The sequence below is a fragment of the Staphylococcus warneri genome (genome assembly GCF_900636385.1).
Classification (GTDB): domain Bacteria; phylum Bacillota; class Bacilli; order Staphylococcales; family Staphylococcaceae; genus Staphylococcus; species Staphylococcus warneri.
The window spans coordinates 1224908-1240366 of the sequence record NZ_LR134269.1 but is presented as its reverse complement, the minus strand read 5'-3'; the positions used below and the strand labels follow the sequence as shown (position 1 = coordinate 1240366).

Genomic DNA, 15459 nt, shown 5'->3' with positions numbered 1-15459 from the left:
TCTATGTTGTATATAATGCATTAATTTTTACGTAATCATAAGTTAAATCACAACCCCATGCAGTACCTGAGGTATTACCTTGATGCATATTAATGTTGATATGAATATCTTTATTTTTTAATTTATTTTGCATCGTATCAATGTTATAAGTGATAGGTGTTGAACCTTTCATAACAGGGATACCTTCTATTAAAATATCAACGTTATTGATGTCAAAGTTGGATTGTGTATAACCTATTGCTGCGAATATGCGTCCCCAATTAGGATCTTCTCCATAAATAGCAGTCTTTACTAAATTGGAACCCACAACTGTCTTGGCTATCATTCTTGCGGTTATTTCATCTGGCATTTCGTCTACAGTCACTTCAATTAATTTTGTAGCGCCTTCACCGTCTTTGGCAATTTGTATCGCAAGTGAACGCATGACATGTTCTAACATATTGCAAAATGTTGTGAATTCTTCAGTGTTCGGTAAAATTTCTTTATTTTTAGCTAAGCCATTTGATAAAACTAACACTAAATCATTAGTAGATGTATCGCCATCGATAGTAATTTGATTAAACGTTTTATCTATATTTGTTTTTAATGCAACTTGCAATGTTTCAGTAGAAATATTAGCATCACATGTTATAAAAGCTAGCATTGTAGCCATATTTGGGTGAATCATGCCAGAACCTTTAGCAACACCTGCCATGGTCACAGTCGTTTGGTCAAATGTTTCATTTACGACACATGTTTTAGTTGTTAAATCAGTAGTTAAAATTGCTTTTGCAAAATGATTAGCATTACCATCTATGTTAAGTTGTTGTATACCTTTTTTAACTTTAACCATTGGTAAACGTTGACCAATAATTCCGGTAGAAGCAAAACAAATTAAATCCTGATTGATACTTAATGATTCTGATGTTTGCTGTTGCATTGAAATGGCATCTTCCATACCCTTTTCTCCTGTACATGCATTGGCTATCCCTGAGTTGGCAATGATAGCTTGAATTTTTCCTTTAGTTTGTATTGTTCTTTTATTTAAAATTAAAGGTGCTGCTTTGACTTTGTTTGTTGTTTGAACATAAGCGACACTTGATGGACATTCGGACACAATCCAACCTAAATCCAATTTTCTTTTTTTGATACCAGTATGAATTCCATCTGCAGAAAAACCTTTTGGACTCGCAATATTCCCTAAAATTTCTTTCATTTTTTAAACTCCTTACTACACTAATGGAGGTACACTGCATAGTCCTTCAGTTTCATCAAAACCATACATAAGGTTGATGTTTTGTAGTGCTTGTCCAGAAGCGCCCTTGATTAAATTATCTAGTACTACCATAACTGTTAAAACATTTGTTTTATCATTGTATCTAAATCCTAAATTTACATAATTAGTTCCGACAACTTCATTTAATTGTGGCATGGTTCTTAGAATGCGTATAAATGGCTTATCTTTATAAATTGATTCATATGTTGCTGTAATCTGATTAGTGAATGTCGGATTGTTTAATTTACAGTAAATGGTTGCAACGATACCTCTATTAACAGGTATTAAAGAAGTGGAAAACTGAATATTCTGTAAATTATGATCGTAATGTTTTAACATCTGTATTATTTCAGGTATATGCTGATGTTCGTTTAATTTATAAGTTAAATAATTGTTATTTATATTAACAAAGTGACTAGCTGTTGTAGGATTTTTACCAGCACCTGACAAACCACTTTTAGCATCAATGATAATTGAGTCTAACTGTATCAATTTGTTTTGTAACAAAGGAATGAGTGCCAGTTCAACTGCAGTTGCATAACACCCAGGATTTGATATAAAGCGATGGTTCTTAGATGTATTAAACTCTGGCAAACAATATGTGAATTGCTTTTGAATATGATAATCAACTGGTTCTTTTTTATACCATAATTTATATTCATCTGGTGGTAATCTATGATCGCCTGAAATATCAACTACTGGAAAATCTGAAATGACAAATTCTGGAGATAATTGACTAGCAATACCACTAGGAGTTGCGAATACAACTAGATCGCTATGTTTCATAATTTCATTTGCATCAAATGGTTGTACAGTTAAATCGCATATCCCCTTTAAATGTGGATATAGATCTGAAATAGGATTACCAATTGATTGAGTAGCATGTATTGATGATACCTCAATATGAGGATGATGATGTATAAGACGCAATAGTTCTAGCCCTGAATATCCAGTGATTCCTACAATACTTATACGCATACTTAAACCTCTTTTCGTATTTTTATACAATTTTATAGTATAAAATATAAAAAAGCAAGTGCACAATTTAATAATTGGCAAGATGCACGCCCAATTGTTCGCATAAAAAAACACATAACCTACAACATTGTAAGTTATGTGCTTAATGTTAAAACTGCCTTTCTAGATTAACCTCTAGAAATGTAGCTTCCGTCACCAGTGTTGATAACAAGAATGTCACCTTCGTTAACAAATAAAGGTACATTTAATGTATATCCTGTCTCAACAGTAGCTGATTTAGTAGCACCTGTGGCAGTATCACCTTTAATACCTGGTTCAGTTTCAGTTACTTGTAATTCTACTGTTTTCGGTAATTCTAATCCAATTACTTCACCATCATATGATTGAATTTGAACTTCCATATTGGCTTTTAAGTAATTTAATTCGTCTTTTAAGTAGTCACCTGGTAATTCTGTTTGGTCAAATGTTTCATTATCCATGAAAACATGATTATCTCCATCAGCATATAAGTATTGCATACGACGATTTTCAATCATAGCTTGTTCTACTTTTTCACCAGCTCTAAATGTTTTTTCTTGTATAGCACCTGTTCTTAGATTACGTAATTTTGAACGTACGAAAGCAGATCCTTTACCTGGTTTTACATGTTGGAAATCAATTACTTTCCAAATGCCATTATCTACAGAAATTGTTAAACCTGTTTTAAAATCATTTACTGAAATCATTCAGTTTCCTCCTCAATATACACGCTTATTTTAAAATAATAAGGTCTTTTGTGCATTTAGTAAAGACTTCACAACCATTTTCTGTCATCAATATATCATCTTCAATTCGAACGCCACCTAAACCATCAACATATATACCTGGTTCGATAGTGACGCAGTTATTAACTTGAAGTTGACCGGATGCATTTTTAGATAGTAATGGTCCTTCGTGTATGTCTAAACCAATACCATGACCTAATGAATGGCCAAATTCCTCACCATATCCATGTGCTTCAATGAAATCTCGGGATAAAGCATCAGCTTCTTTTACAGTCATACCCGGTTTAATTTCATCGAGCGCTTTTTGTTGTGCTTTTAATACTATATCATAAATCTCTTTCATTTTAGGATCTGGTTCACCTATCGCAAAAGTTCTTGTGATATCTGAACAATAACCTTTATAGTATGCACCAAAATCTAATGTAACCATATCACCTTGCTCAATAATTTTATCACTTGCAACACCGTGTGGTAAAGCGCCTCGATGGCCAGATGCTACAATTGTATCAAAAGATGGACCATCCGCACCTAAATGTAACATTTTACTTTCAAGTTCAGCTTTTACTTCACGTTCTGTCATACCTGCTTTAGCAATTGTTAAAATATAATCGTATGTTTCATCAACAATTTGAGCAGCTTTTTTGATTATTTCGATTTCTGATTGTGATTTTACCTCTCTGATTTTTTCAATAGCATCAGAAATGCTGATTAAAGTTATCATACCTTTATTTAATTCTATATAAGTATCATAACTAACTTCATGACCTTCAAATCCTACGTTACTTAAGTTCTCTTTTTTTAATATTGCTTTTATTTCAGAAATTAAATCAGATTTTCTATTTATGATTTCAAATTCTGAAGCTTGATTTTTTGCTTGTTCAATATATCTAAAGTCTGTAACCAAATATTGATGGTTTGGTGAAATAATTAATGCACCACTTGTGCCTGTGAACTCAGATAAATATCTTCTGTTAAAATCTGAAAGAATCACAACTGCATCTAGCTTTTTTGTTCTAAAAGTTCATGTACTTGTCCTAATTTGTTCATAGAATCCCCTCCAAATCTTGTATAACGTTTGTACATTTTATATGAATACATTAAAATGATAGCATAATCAATAAATAATATAATAGTTTTTAGTTTAGGGAGATAATCATGAAGAGATATATAATCGTGATTGGCGCATCTTGTTTATTAGCTGGTTGTGGTAGTCAAAATCTTGCACCACTCGAAGATAAAACTACAAAATTAAGAGATGACAATCATCAATTAAAATTAGATATTCAACAATTAAATCAAGACATTAGTAATCAAAAGTCGACGATTGCAGGATTACAAAAAGATAAAGAGAATGGCAAACAAACAGCAGATAATAAGAAAAAAGAGAAAAATTTAAAGGCGAGTTCTACGTATTATGACAATGTAGCAAGTGCGGTTGATAAGTATAATAACATTAAACCTGATGTAACTAAAAATAAAGGTAGTCAATCAATCCAAAAGAAATTATCGACGATATCTTCGGATTTAGAAGATGCGTATAATACGTATAATTCTGATATCGATGAAGATTCTATGACTAGTGAAGATAAACAAACTAAAAAAAATATTAGCAGTTTAAATAAAGATATTACTTCTGCCTTTGATAAAATTGAAACAGGATATCAAGAAAAAGATAAAAAGAAAATAGAAAAAGGTCAACAAAAATTATCGACTATACAAACAGATGCAAATTAGAATTAGGTGAATTTCAATGAAAAATATTTGGTTTTATATTGTACTAGCTATTGCAGCATTTGGTTTAATTATGAATTTAGATGTGTTTCTATTTTCAATCGTTAGAATGTTAATTAGCTTTGCAATTTTAGTTTTAGTGATATATCTTATATATTATTTCTTCTTCTTAACAGAAGAACAGCGTAAGTATAAAAGAGCGCAACGTAAGTATCGTAAACGTAAATAATAAACAAATTATAATAAAGCAGTAGTCATCATTATCAAATAGATTTGATTGACTACTGCTTTTTGTATTGATTCATTTTTTATTTTCTATAGGTCCAATCGTCTGAACGGAATTTTTCTTCCAATGCTCTTACTTCTTCTAATTGTGCATCAGTTAATGTTAGTGGTTTAAACGTAATCTGTAATCCCTTTTTGAAGCCATCTTCAAATGCTTTTTCCATTTCATTTAAAGTAATATGTTGTTCTGATATGTCGTTGATGGCCACTGCTTTGTCTACAAAAGCTTCTTTCATTTTTGCTTTTAAACGATCATGTTTGAAAATGAACAAATCAAATAGTTCATCGATATCTATATCTTGTAATATAGATCCATGTTGTAGAATGACACCTTTTTGACGTGTCTGAGCACTACCAGCTATTTTGCGGCCTTCTACTACAAGCTCATACCAACTTGGTGCATCAAAGCATACAGAGCTACGAGGTTGCTTTAATTTCTCTCTTTCTTCTTTAGAACGAGGAACAGCAAAATAAGTATCGAAGCCTAGGTTTTTGAATCCTTCTAATAATCCTTGTGAAATTACTCTATAAGCTTCTGTTATCGTTGATGGCATTTTAGGATGTGATTCAGGTACTATAACACTATAAGTTAACTCTTTGTCATGCAATACGCCTCTACCACCAGTTTGGCGTCTTACAAGTCCATAGCCCTTTTCTTTCACTTTTTCGATATCAATTTCTTTAGTTAATCGTTGGAAATAGCCGATTGATAATGTGGCTGGGTCCCAAGTATAGAAACGAATGACAGGATCAATTTCACCTCTAGATACGAAATTAAGTAATGCTTCATCCATTGCCATATTATAATATGGATCGTGACTACCAGTATTAATAAAGTTCCATGTTTCTGTCATGATTAAAATCCCCCATTAAATGAATGCTTAGTAACAAAATTTGCTATTTTGCTTATTAATTTTGAATAAATTATTAAAACATCTGTGATATCATAAAAATATTTTGATAATTTGTTCTAACAGTCTTATAATTATAATATCGGTAAATTAGGGAGGATGCAACATGAGTATCTCTTTGTATATTGCAATTATTATATTAGTTATAATAATTGGTTATATGGTCGTTCAACAAATTCTTAATAAGCGAGCTGTTAAAGAATTAGACCAAAATGATTTTCATAAAGGCTTACGTAAAGCACAAGTGGTTGATGTGAGAGAAAAAGTTGACTATGATTATGGTCACATCAATGGCGCTCGAAATATTCCCATTACTATGTTTAAACAAAGATTTCAAGGTCTAAGAAAAGACCAACCTATTTATCTTTGTGATGCAAATGGTATTGCTAGTTATCGTGCTGCTCGTATGTTAAGAAAAAACGGCTATACAGATCTTTATATGCTTAAAGGCGGCTATAAAAAATGGACTGGCAAAATCAAGTCCAAAAAATAGTTAGGCTCGGCCTAGAATAATATTTATGAATTATGAGTGAAACGTTTGAGGCAAATTAATGCCTTATACTTTTCACTCATTTTTTTATTCAAAAAACCATCCCTCTACAATTAACTAGGTAAAGGAATGGTTTTTGAAGTAATATATTATTTTTCAGCGTGCAAGTTTTCAAATTTAAGAATAGGTTTTCTTGCTGCAGTCGTTTCATCTAATCTATCGATAATTGTAGTATGAGGTGCTTCAAGTACTTTATCTGGGTCTTCTTTCGCCTCATTAGCAATTTGAATTAACGTATCAGCAAAATGATCTAACGTTTCTTTAGATTCTGTTTCAGTAGGTTCAATCATCATTCCTTCCTCAACATTTAATGGGAAGTAAATTGTAGGTGGATGTACACCAAAGTCCAATAATCGTTTGGCCATATCTAAAGTTCTAACACCATATTGTTTTTGTTTAATTCCACTTAATACAAATTCATGTTTACAGTATTGTTTATATGGAATTTCAAAATGATCAGTTAATCTTGCTTTAAGATAATTAGCATTTAATACTGCCGCTTCAGAAACTTCTTTTAATCCTTGAGCACCCATTGTTCTAATATAAGTATAGGCTCTTAAATAGATTCCAAAGTTACCGTAAAATGGTTTTACTCGTCCAATTGAGTTTTTAATATCATTATCATATTTGAAATAGTCATTTTCTTTTATAACCATTGGCTTAGGTAAGTAACTAGCTAATTCCTTCACGACACCGACTGGTCCTGAACCAGGGCCGCCACCTCCATGAGGGCCTGTAAATGTTTTATGGAGATTTAAATGTACAGCATCGAATCCCATATCACCAGGACGTACTTTATCCATGATGGCATTTAGGTTAGCACCATCATAGTATAATAATCCTCCTGCTTCATGGACAATTTCTCTGATTTCCATAATATTCTTTTCAAAAATACCTAAAGTATTTGGATTTGTTAACATAATAGCTGCAGTGTTTTCATTAACAACACGTTTTAGGTCATCAATATCTACTTCGCCGCGTTCATTTGATTTAACCGTTACTGATTTAAAACCTGCAAATGATGCTGAAGCAGGGTTTGTTCCGTGAGCTGAGTCAGGTACAATAACTTCATCACGATGTCCTTCTCCATTATTTTGATGATACGCTTTAAAAATCATTAGTGCAGTCCATTCACCATGTGCACCAGCAGCTGGTTGAAGCGTCACTTCATCCATACCTGTTATTTCTTTAAGTTCTTCTTGTAAATTATAAATAATTTCAAGAGAACCTTGAATTTGATTTTCATCTTGTAATGGATGTGCTTCACTAAATCCAGGAATTCTAGCTACTTTTTCATTTACTTTAGGATTGTATTTCATAGTACAAGATCCTAAAGGATAGAATCCTGAGTCTACACCAAAGTTTTTATTAGATAATTCTGTATAGTGACGTACTAAATCTAATTCTGCTACTTCAGGAAATTCTGCTTTTTCTTTTCTAATAAATTTATCATCTAAAATAGATTCAAATGATTTATTGTTAATATCGCTTTGCGGTAAAGAATAGGCATATCTTCCTTCTTTAGATCTTTCAAAAATAAGTGGGCTTGATTTACTTACCATTAATTTCACCAGCTTTCTTAACAAATGTATCAATCTCATCTTTTGTTCTTAACTCAGTAACAGCTATTAACATATGATTTTCAAACTCATTAGAAACAACACTTAGGTCGAAGCCTCCAATAATCTCTTCTTCTGCTAATGCCTTATTAACTTCAGTGATTGATTTATTAAATTCAACAACGAATTCATTAAATGAAGTACCTTCTAATACATTGAACCCAGCTTCTTTAAATGCTTGCTTAGCATAATTTGCATGTTCAAAGTTCTGAACAGCAATATCATAAACACCTTGTTTACCTAATGCAGACATTGCGATTGACGAAGCTAATGCATTTAATGCTTGGTTAGAACAAATATTTGATGTCGCTTTATCACGACGGATATGTTGTTCACGAGCTTGTAAAGTGAGAACGAAACCTCTATTTCCTTCGTCATCTTGTGTTTGACCCACGAGTCTACCTGGTACTTTACGCATTAATTTTTTTGTAGTTGCAAAATAACCACAATGTGGTCCACCAAATTGTGCAGGGATACCAAATGGTTGTGTGTCACCAACAACAATATCAGCACCGAATGAACCTGGTGGTGTTAATAAACCTAATGCTAATGGATTTGCATACACGATAAATAATGCTTTTTTACCTTCAATAAAGCTTTGAATTTTTTCAAGATCTTCTATTGAACCAAAGAAGTTAGGATATTGAACGGCAACTGCTGCAGTATTATCATCTACAGCTTGTTCTAATTTTTCTAAATCAGTAATCGTACCATCTAAATCAATTTCTACAACTTCGAATTCTTCACGAGTTTTAGCGTATGTGTTTAAAACTTGTAAAGCTTGGTAATGTAGTCCTTTTGAAACGACAATTTTATTTTTCTTAGTATGGCTGTATGCTAAAATACATGCTTCTGCAAAACTAGTCATACCATCATACATTGATGAATTTACTACATCCATATTAGTTAATTCACAAATTAATGTTTGGAATTCAAAAATTGCTTGCAATTCTCCTTGAGAAATCTCAGGTTGATATGGTGTATAAGCAGTATAGAATTCAGATCTAGAAATCATTGCATCTACAACTGATGGTGCATAATGATCATAAACACCTGCGCCAAGGAAAGAAGTATGTGTTTCTTTAGTAATATTTTTACTTGCAACTTTGTTTAGTCGTTTAAGTAAAGTAGTTTCTGCTTCTCCACTGGCGATACCTAAATCTCTATTTAATAAAATGTCAGAAGGCACATCTCCAAATAATTCATTAATAGATTTCGCACCAATAGTGTCTAACATGTCTTGCTTATCTTGATCAGTTAATGGAATATAACGATGACTCAACTTGTCCACCCCTTTGTTCTATTTTTCGATTTGATTTTTCTTAACGATTTTAGCTTTTACCTGTCTTTTTCTTACTTGTACTAATAACTCTCGACCCATTTCAAATGCATCTCTATTAATAATAGCTAATGCAATTGATTTATCAGACGAAGGAGATTTTGTTCCTGAAGTGACTTCTCCAATTTGATTACCATCTATGTCTAATACTTCATAGCCAGTTCTAGCGATACCTTTATCTAAAAGTTCTAAACCAACTGTTCTTCTAGATGATCCATTTTCTTTTTGATCTTTTAAAACAGATTTACCAATAAAGTCATCATCAATTAATGGTTTAGCAGCAAATGCGATACCACCTTCATATGGTGTTATAGATTCTGTTAAATCTTGACCATGTAATGGAAGTCCTGCTTCTAATCTAAGAGTATCTCTGGCTCCTAGACCACATGGTGTTACATCATATTCAAGTAAACCTTCCCAGATTGCTACTGTATCATTGGCATCACAATATATCTCGAAGCCATCTTCACCAGTATAGCCAGATTGTGAAAGAATTACATTTTTATTGAATAATTGAACATCTTTTTTAAATTCAAACATTCCCATTTCAGAAATATCTATATCTACTAATTTTTGCATTAAGTCTCTAGCTTTAGGACCTTGAAGTGCTAATTGGCCATATTGTTCAGATACATTTTTAACTTCAACTTCAAAAGATTTAACATGTTTTTCAATCCATTTAAAGTCTTTATCAGTATTGGCAGCATTAACCACTAATAAATAGTCATCATCTGCTAGTTTATATGTAACCAAGTCGTCAATAATGCCACCTTCTTCATTACATAATGCAGTATATAGTGCTTTAGAATCTGTTAGATTATTAGTGTCATTGGATAAAATATATTGTACAAAAGATTTCGCATCATTACCTTGAATTTCAATTTCTCCCATATGACTTACATCGAAAAGTCCGATTTCATATCTAACAGCGTTGTGTTCTTCCTTAATACTTGAGAATTGAACAGGCATTGCCCATCCACCAAATTCTACTATTTTAGCACCACTGTCTACGTAATTTTGATATAATGGCGTCTTTTTTAACTCACTTGTCATTTGAAAACCCCCTATATTTATTTAAAAACAGGATAGCAAAACTTGCTACCCTGTTTAAATATTTTTTCCAGGAACGCGTTACAGTATTATCCTTTTGCCTGAGAGTTTCGTAATAAAATTACTTGCACCTTCGGCGATAAAAAGTTATCTTTTTATGCTCTCTAATACTGATCAATCGCTACTTAATAAAGTTGTTATTTCTTGATAAATTTCAGATACATTTTGATTACTATTCACTTTCATGAATACGATTTCATTATATCTTGAAATCCTTGATAAATACAAGTTTTTTAGTTGTTCTAGGGACTTATTATTCGCATTAGGACGATGGGGATCATTCACTATTCTATTAAAGACAATCTTAATATCACAATCTAACCATATGACTTGCTTCTGTTTTTTTAAAAGATCTAATGAAGCATCATTTTCTATTATTCCACCACCAGTAGAAATGATATCAAATTGGTTGATACATTCATTCAAATATTTAAATTCTAATTTTCTAAAGTAAGATTCTCCCTTTTCATCAAATATTTCAGGAATAGTTATGCTTTCTCTTTGCTCGATATACTCATCTAGATCTACATAACTTAGATGTAATTGATTCATCAAATATTGACCTACTGTTGTTTTACCGGTTCCCATGAATCCTATTAGAATGATTGGTATTTCTAGATTTTTCAACAACATCAACCTCTATAAGCTTATTAACGATAACTTCTTTATATATTTTTTCTAAGTTATGTGTTGTCTTTAATTTTAAACTATATTGAGTAATATAAAAAGATATAACTGTTAAATATAAAGAAAAAATAATCATCAAGAATGGACTAATAAAGGCTTTTTGTTTATAAAAATAATGTTTTGTATTGATTATAATTCGGATTTCCTACTTTCAAAATTATTTTGATGATATTATCGTTCGACTTTATCATTTTTACCATACTGACTTGATTCAGCAATGTAATATTGCCTTTACCATTTATTTGTTTATATATTTTATTGTTTTTGAAAATATATTCTGCATTCTTTTCTTTATTGATTAAGTGTAAAGTATGCTTATCTTTAATAATTGGTTTAAGTGCATCCTTTTTTTGTTCTTTTAACAAATCGCTATGAAATAATTCAAATTCTATTGAACTATTTTCTAAAGCAATTTGTTTATATTGACTAATAATTTTGATAGTCAATGGTACTGTACTTAGTAGGACTATAGTTATCAATAATGAAAAAATCATTTCAATAAATGTAAAACTAGGTAGTTTATTTTTTAATACAATAGCGCTTTTGATTTTGGTTATTTGTGGTACAAATTTCCTTATTAGACAATTTAATTGTAAAATCATCTATTTTAACTCCTTGCTTCAAATGATCTAAATCAAATTTATTTAAGCTTACAATGGTTATTTTTTGCATCTCGATATTATCTAATTGATTTTGATAATTAATCATTAAATGATTGATCATTTCAATAAATGTTAAGGTGATTATGCTCATAATAAAAAATGCAAATAAGCTATCCAGCATGAAACTGCCCTTTATTTTATAGTTTGGTATACCTTATTCGTCCTTTCTCAATATGAAATATGACTTTGTATATTGAATGTTTCATTTTTATATTTAACGAACCAAAATGATTAACATTGCCATTTTTATCAAAGGTAATTAGATTTATTTTCGTTATCTTTATGATCTTCCCATCTTTTATTTTTATTTGATACTTTTTACCATGTTCTTCTTTAACATTTATATGAGAAGATTGATGATTAAACATTAAAGTGATTGATTGTTTTTCGCTAATTGCTTTTGATTTTATATAATTCAATTGAGTTATTAGTAGATTAATATTCATTTCATCATTAGACATTGATAATGTTAAAAGATTTTTACTGCTTAAAGTACACAACAATAGTATAGACAAAATGAATAATACCATTAATATTTCTATGTAATTATACGCTTTAATTTGCAATCGCTTCGCCATTACTTATTGAAATTGTTTCACCTGTTTTACAACTTTTTTGATTCTCTTTAATATATCCTTCTGTAATTAAATCCTGAATAGTATTTGGATTTCTATTATGTTTTAAAGTATACGCTTCAATTTGGCTATTTATCATTTTAACTTGTGCATCGCAGCCAGTTGATTGAATATGTGCCGTCTGTTTGGCGACATTAGGTATAATTAAAATAAGTAATAAACTTATGATTAATAATACTAAAAGCATTTCTATTAAGGTGAAAGCTTTAGTTTTAAGTGAGTATTTATGTTTTCTCATTATATGACACCTCTAATTAATTGATTGCAACATATCGAACATTGGTAGCATGATAGATAAATATAAAGTAACAATAAATATACCTAGCATTAGAAATATTATTGGTTGGATGAATTTGATATGTCGTTTCGCTAATATTTCAAATTGATGTACAAGTATTTGACTATATAGTGTTAATTCAATATCAAGCTTTCCGCTCTTTTCACCTTGTTCTATGAATTTGATCAAATCACTTTCGTAGCACTTAAATTGCTTTAAAATATTAGGAAGTTTTTCACCTTGATTGGACTGTTTTAAAATTATATCGCCTAAATATTGGTGGAATTGATTACTATTTGATTGCTGAAAGATTTCTACGATAAGTTGAAGATTAATTCCATTTCTATAAAAATGAGCAAGTTCATTAGATAATTGATATGTTTTAAAAATTTTATAGTAGCTTTTTATAATAGGTAGATTGCTCATTAAATGAATTTGTTTGATTGTAGGCATATTTCTATAACTAGTATGAATGAGGATAACAATAACTAAAATAATACAAGTGAGAAATAAAATGAAAAATGGAAGTCCAGATATAAATGAGGAAAGTACTAATTGGAGTGGTGATAATGCAATATTCATTGATTGATATAGTTCTTTGAATTGAGGTATTACAGTGAAATTTAAAAGCATTAAGATAAGGAAAAATATAATCATTAATACAACAGGGTATTGAATCGTTTTAATAACACTTTGTTTAACTTGAATTTGCTTTTTTAAAAAAAGTATTGATTCATGTAAAGTAGCCTCCAGATTTCCAAATCTTTCAGCTAGGTATATTTGAGTAATGATATCATTGGAAAAGTCTAAATATTGAAAGACTTCATAGCAATGTGCACCATTTTCTATCTTCGCCATAAGTTCCATTTGAGTTTTGTCGCCTTTATATTTAAAATGCAAGTTCAAAAATTTAAAGGATTCGTATAATGTGAATCCATTTGTTAGTAATTGATGTAATCGTTGCATCAAATCTAACTGTTCGACTTTGGTTAAACATTTTCGCTTAGATTGATTAAATATATTTATCAGCAATTGTTTCACATATAATTCCCTCTTTAGTCATATCATCTAGTTTTGAAGATAGTCGCTTAAAAGATCTAGGCATTGTTTGATTATGTTCAAAAAAGTAATTGATTTGATTTTTGAACATAAGTTCACAAACTAATTGGCGTCGTTGGCTTGAAGTGGTTATTAAACGTTGGTTAGATATTAAATTGATAGCTTGTGATAGTTCTTGAATCGTAATACCCATCTCTAATAATCTTAACAATGCCCCTTTGCAATCATTAGCATGTAATGTACTTAATACTAAATGGCCACTCAAGCTTGCTTGAAACACATATTTTGCTATTTCAGCGTCTCTGATTTCTCCAATCAAAATAACATCTGGATCGCACCGAAGTATGGCTTTAAATGAACTTGCATAAGTAATACCGGCTTTAGTATTCACTGAGATTTGAGTAATACCTTTTAAAATTTGTTCTACGGGGTCTTCGATAGATATGACATTGAGATTCAATTCTTTTGCGCGTACATAACCATTTGATACATGAGTGTGCTTTTACCTGAACCAGTTGGTCCTGTAAAAAGCAATAATCCTTGTTTCTTATTCATTAAATGTTTAAAATCGTTAAATTCATAAGTTTCCTTTTTATTTTGAAAATATTGAGGCACTATTCTAATTACACAACTTTCACTACCGATTGATAAAGGGAGAGTTGAAATACGTAAGTAATAAACTGATCTTAATTTATATGTGTAACGACCACTTTGAGCGATTTGCTGCGTCGACACATCCAATCCTGCTTGAAATTTCATAAAAACAAGTAATTTACGATAAATTCCGATATCAAGAGTTTCATATGATGTTAAAGTATCATTCACTCTGAATTTTATATGAACATAATGTTCCATTGGAATAAAATGTACATCACTTGCTTTATAAACTATAGCTTTATTAATTATTTCTTGAAATAATATCTTCAAAGAAACACCTCCTACTTATATTTACGTAGGAGGTGTTAAATTTACTTTAACCATTTAAAAATGGATTCAATTGTTCATCGTCGACTGTGGTATATGGTCCATGTCCAGGGAATAATGGTAAATCGCCATCTAATTCAAATAATTTATCTTTAATAGAATCAACTAGGGTTTCATAATCACCTTTATATAAATCAGTTCTACCAATACCATTATTAAATAAAGTATCGCCTACGACTGCAAATTCATCAAATACAAATGATAAACTTCCAGGCGAGTGTCCAGGTGTATGCAATACATTAAATGTGAAATCCCCTATTTGTGCCTGACCTTCATCAAGTGCTTCAGGATTCGCCTGACTAATTACTTGTGGCATACCGTATTGTTTAAATTTTGATGCACCATTTTTTTCTGGATCGTTTAAGAAGTCAAATTCTTCTTTATGCATATATACTGGTACATTGTATTTATTTATAATATCGTCTAATGCCCCGATATGATCATAATGTGCATGAGTAAGTATTATTGCTTCTAAAGGTTTGTTAATTTGATTTAACTTTTTAACAATTTTATCTGTTTCACTAGATGGATCCACAAGTAATACTTTTTTATCATTTTCTATAAAGTACGTGTTGGTATCTACTAACCCTAAAGTTAAACTAGAGATTCTCAT

The 15459-nt window shown here is 30.7% G+C and carries 16 protein-coding genes, 2 pseudogenes and 1 riboswitch; of the genes and pseudogenes, 3 read left to right on the top strand and 15 right to left on the bottom strand.

Annotated elements, in window-relative coordinates:
* Position 1: 1 nt before the first annotated feature.
* The 4 genes and pseudogenes from argJ to EL082_RS06125 form a co-directional block, all read right to left on the bottom strand.
* Complete coding sequence (gene argJ, locus EL082_RS06140; RefSeq protein ID WP_049415836.1) at positions 2-1195, bottom strand: bifunctional glutamate N-acetyltransferase/amino-acid acetyltransferase ArgJ; 1194 nt, start codon at positions 1193-1195, stop codon at positions 2-4.
* A gap of 15 nt (positions 1196-1210) precedes the next feature.
* Positions 1211-2233 carry an N-acetyl-gamma-glutamyl-phosphate reductase gene (gene argC / locus EL082_RS06135; RefSeq protein ID WP_002465791.1) on the bottom strand — a complete coding sequence of 341 codons (1023 nt, stop codon included), beginning with the start codon at positions 2231-2233 and terminating at the stop codon, positions 1211-1213.
* A gap of 167 nt (positions 2234-2400) precedes the next feature.
* Positions 2401-2958, bottom strand: coding sequence for an elongation factor P (gene efp / locus EL082_RS06130; protein WP_002465773.1), 558 nt, complete (start codon positions 2956-2958; stop codon positions 2401-2403).
* 25 nt (positions 2959-2983) lie between these two features.
* Positions 2984-4044, bottom strand: a pseudogene (locus tag EL082_RS06125) (M24 family metallopeptidase).
* 108 nt (positions 4045-4152) lie between these two features.
* Between EL082_RS06125 and EL082_RS06120 the strand changes: the two are divergent.
* Both EL082_RS06120 and EL082_RS06115 read left to right on the top strand, forming a co-directional pair.
* Complete coding sequence (locus tag EL082_RS06120) at positions 4153-4731, top strand: hypothetical protein (RefSeq protein WP_002465800.1); 579 nt, start codon at positions 4153-4155, stop codon at positions 4729-4731.
* Between the two features lie 16 nt (positions 4732-4747).
* Entirely contained in the window at positions 4748-4957 is a 210-nt protein-coding gene (locus EL082_RS06115) for an SA1362 family protein (RefSeq protein WP_002465740.1), read from the top strand.
* A gap of 79 nt (positions 4958-5036) precedes the next feature.
* On the opposite strand, the gene EL082_RS06110 is transcribed toward EL082_RS06115, so the two are convergent.
* The gene (locus EL082_RS06110) at positions 5037-5867 is read right to left on the bottom strand and encodes a lipoate--protein ligase family protein (protein WP_002465720.1); all 831 of its coding nucleotides are present in this window, start codon (positions 5865-5867) and stop codon (positions 5037-5039) included.
* Between the two features lie 163 nt (positions 5868-6030).
* Between EL082_RS06110 and EL082_RS06105 the strand changes: the two genes are divergently transcribed.
* Positions 6031-6417 (top strand): rhodanese-like domain-containing protein, encoded by a 387-nt coding sequence (locus EL082_RS06105; RefSeq protein ID WP_002465797.1) that lies wholly within the window; start codon positions 6031-6033, stop codon positions 6415-6417.
* Between the two features lie 146 nt (positions 6418-6563).
* On the opposite strand, the gene gcvPB is transcribed toward EL082_RS06105, so the two are convergent.
* The 10 genes and pseudogenes from gcvPB to EL082_RS06050 form a co-directional block, all read right to left on the bottom strand.
* A complete protein-coding gene (gene gcvPB, locus EL082_RS06100; RefSeq protein WP_002465783.1) occupies positions 6564-8036 on the bottom strand; it encodes an aminomethyl-transferring glycine dehydrogenase subunit GcvPB in 1473 nt (490 codons plus the stop codon).
* A complete protein-coding gene (gcvPA, locus tag EL082_RS06095; protein ID WP_103286297.1) occupies positions 8026-9375 on the bottom strand; it encodes an aminomethyl-transferring glycine dehydrogenase subunit GcvPA in 1350 nt (449 codons plus the stop codon). Before gcvPA ends, gcvPB begins: the two co-directional genes overlap by 11 nt.
* A gap of 18 nt (positions 9376-9393) precedes the next feature.
* Positions 9394-10485, bottom strand: a complete 1092-nt coding sequence (gene gcvT, locus EL082_RS06090) for a glycine cleavage system aminomethyltransferase GcvT (protein WP_002465750.1) — start codon at positions 10483-10485, stop codon at positions 9394-9396.
* Between the two features lie 76 nt (positions 10486-10561).
* A riboswitch (glycine riboswitch) is annotated at positions 10562-10660 on the bottom strand.
* On the bottom strand, positions 10657-11175 hold the full coding sequence (locus tag EL082_RS06085) for a shikimate kinase (RefSeq protein ID WP_164553445.1): 519 nt from the start codon (positions 11173-11175) through the stop codon (positions 10657-10659). Its footprint overlaps the riboswitch before it by 4 nt.
* A gap of 158 nt (positions 11176-11333) precedes the next feature.
* Positions 11334-11831 carry a competence type IV pilus minor pilin ComGF gene (locus EL082_RS06075; protein ID WP_002465737.1) on the bottom strand — a complete coding sequence of 166 codons (498 nt, stop codon included), beginning with the start codon at positions 11829-11831 and terminating at the stop codon, positions 11334-11336.
* 197 nt (positions 11832-12028) lie between these two features.
* Positions 12029-12469 (bottom strand): competence type IV pilus minor pilin ComGD, encoded by a 441-nt coding sequence (gene comGD, locus EL082_RS12105; RefSeq protein WP_015364970.1) that lies wholly within the window; start codon positions 12467-12469, stop codon positions 12029-12031.
* Complete coding sequence (comGC, locus tag EL082_RS06065; protein ID WP_002465742.1) at positions 12447-12764, bottom strand: competence type IV pilus major pilin ComGC; 318 nt, start codon at positions 12762-12764, stop codon at positions 12447-12449. Before comGC ends, comGD begins: the two co-directional genes overlap by 23 nt.
* A 12-nt stretch (positions 12765-12776) precedes the next feature.
* Positions 12777-13844: a competence type IV pilus assembly protein ComGB gene (comGB, locus tag EL082_RS06060; protein WP_002465743.1), complete on the bottom strand. Its 1068-nt coding sequence runs from the start codon at positions 13842-13844 to the stop codon at positions 12777-12779.
* Positions 13816-14789: pseudogene (comGA, locus tag EL082_RS06055) on the bottom strand (competence type IV pilus ATPase ComGA). Before comGA ends, comGB begins: the two are co-directional and overlap by 29 nt.
* Before the next feature lie 46 nt (positions 14790-14835).
* Positions 14836-15459 (bottom strand): MBL fold metallo-hydrolase, encoded by a 624-nt coding sequence (locus tag EL082_RS06050; RefSeq protein WP_002465751.1) that lies wholly within the window; start codon positions 15457-15459, stop codon positions 14836-14838.

What these genes read in the sequence shown, in the direction of transcription:
- argJ (WP_049415836.1), bottom strand. Translation starts at nt 1,195, where the DNA reads ATGAAAGAAATTTTAGGGAATATTGCGAGTCCAAAAGGTTTTTCTGCA.
- argC (WP_002465791.1), bottom strand. Translation starts at nt 2,233, where the DNA reads ATGCGTATAAGTATTGTAGGAATCACTGGATATTCAGGGCTAGAACTA.
- efp (WP_002465773.1), bottom strand. Translation starts at nt 2,958, where the DNA reads ATGATTTCAGTAAATGATTTTAAAACAGGTTTAACAATTTCTGTAGAT.
- EL082_RS06120 (WP_002465800.1), top strand. Translation starts at nt 4,153, where the DNA reads ATGAAGAGATATATAATCGTGATTGGCGCATCTTGTTTATTAGCTGGT.
- EL082_RS06115 (WP_002465740.1), top strand. Translation starts at nt 4,748, where the DNA reads ATGAAAAATATTTGGTTTTATATTGTACTAGCTATTGCAGCATTTGGT.
- EL082_RS06110 (WP_002465720.1), bottom strand. Translation starts at nt 5,867, where the DNA reads ATGACAGAAACATGGAACTTTATTAATACTGGTAGTCACGATCCATAT.
- EL082_RS06105 (WP_002465797.1), top strand. Translation starts at nt 6,031, where the DNA reads ATGAGTATCTCTTTGTATATTGCAATTATTATATTAGTTATAATAATT.
- gcvPB (WP_002465783.1), bottom strand. Translation starts at nt 8,036, where the DNA reads ATGGTAAGTAAATCAAGCCCACTTATTTTTGAAAGATCTAAAGAAGGA.
- gcvT (WP_002465750.1), bottom strand. Translation starts at nt 10,485, where the DNA reads ATGACAAGTGAGTTAAAAAAGACGCCATTATATCAAAATTACGTAGAC.
- EL082_RS06085 (WP_164553445.1), bottom strand. Translation starts at nt 11,175, where the DNA reads ATGTTGTTGAAAAATCTAGAAATACCAATCATTCTAATAGGATTCATG.
- EL082_RS06075 (WP_002465737.1), bottom strand. Translation starts at nt 11,831, where the DNA reads ATGATTTTACAATTAAATTGTCTAATAAGGAAATTTGTACCACAAATA.
- comGD (WP_015364970.1), bottom strand. Translation starts at nt 12,469, where the DNA reads ATGGCGAAGCGATTGCAAATTAAAGCGTATAATTACATAGAAATATTA.
- comGC (WP_002465742.1), bottom strand. Translation starts at nt 12,764, where the DNA reads ATGAGAAAACATAAATACTCACTTAAAACTAAAGCTTTCACCTTAATA.
- EL082_RS06050 (WP_002465751.1), bottom strand. Translation starts at nt 15,459, where the DNA reads ATGAGAATCTCTAGTTTAACTTTAGGGTTAGTAGATACCAACACGTAC.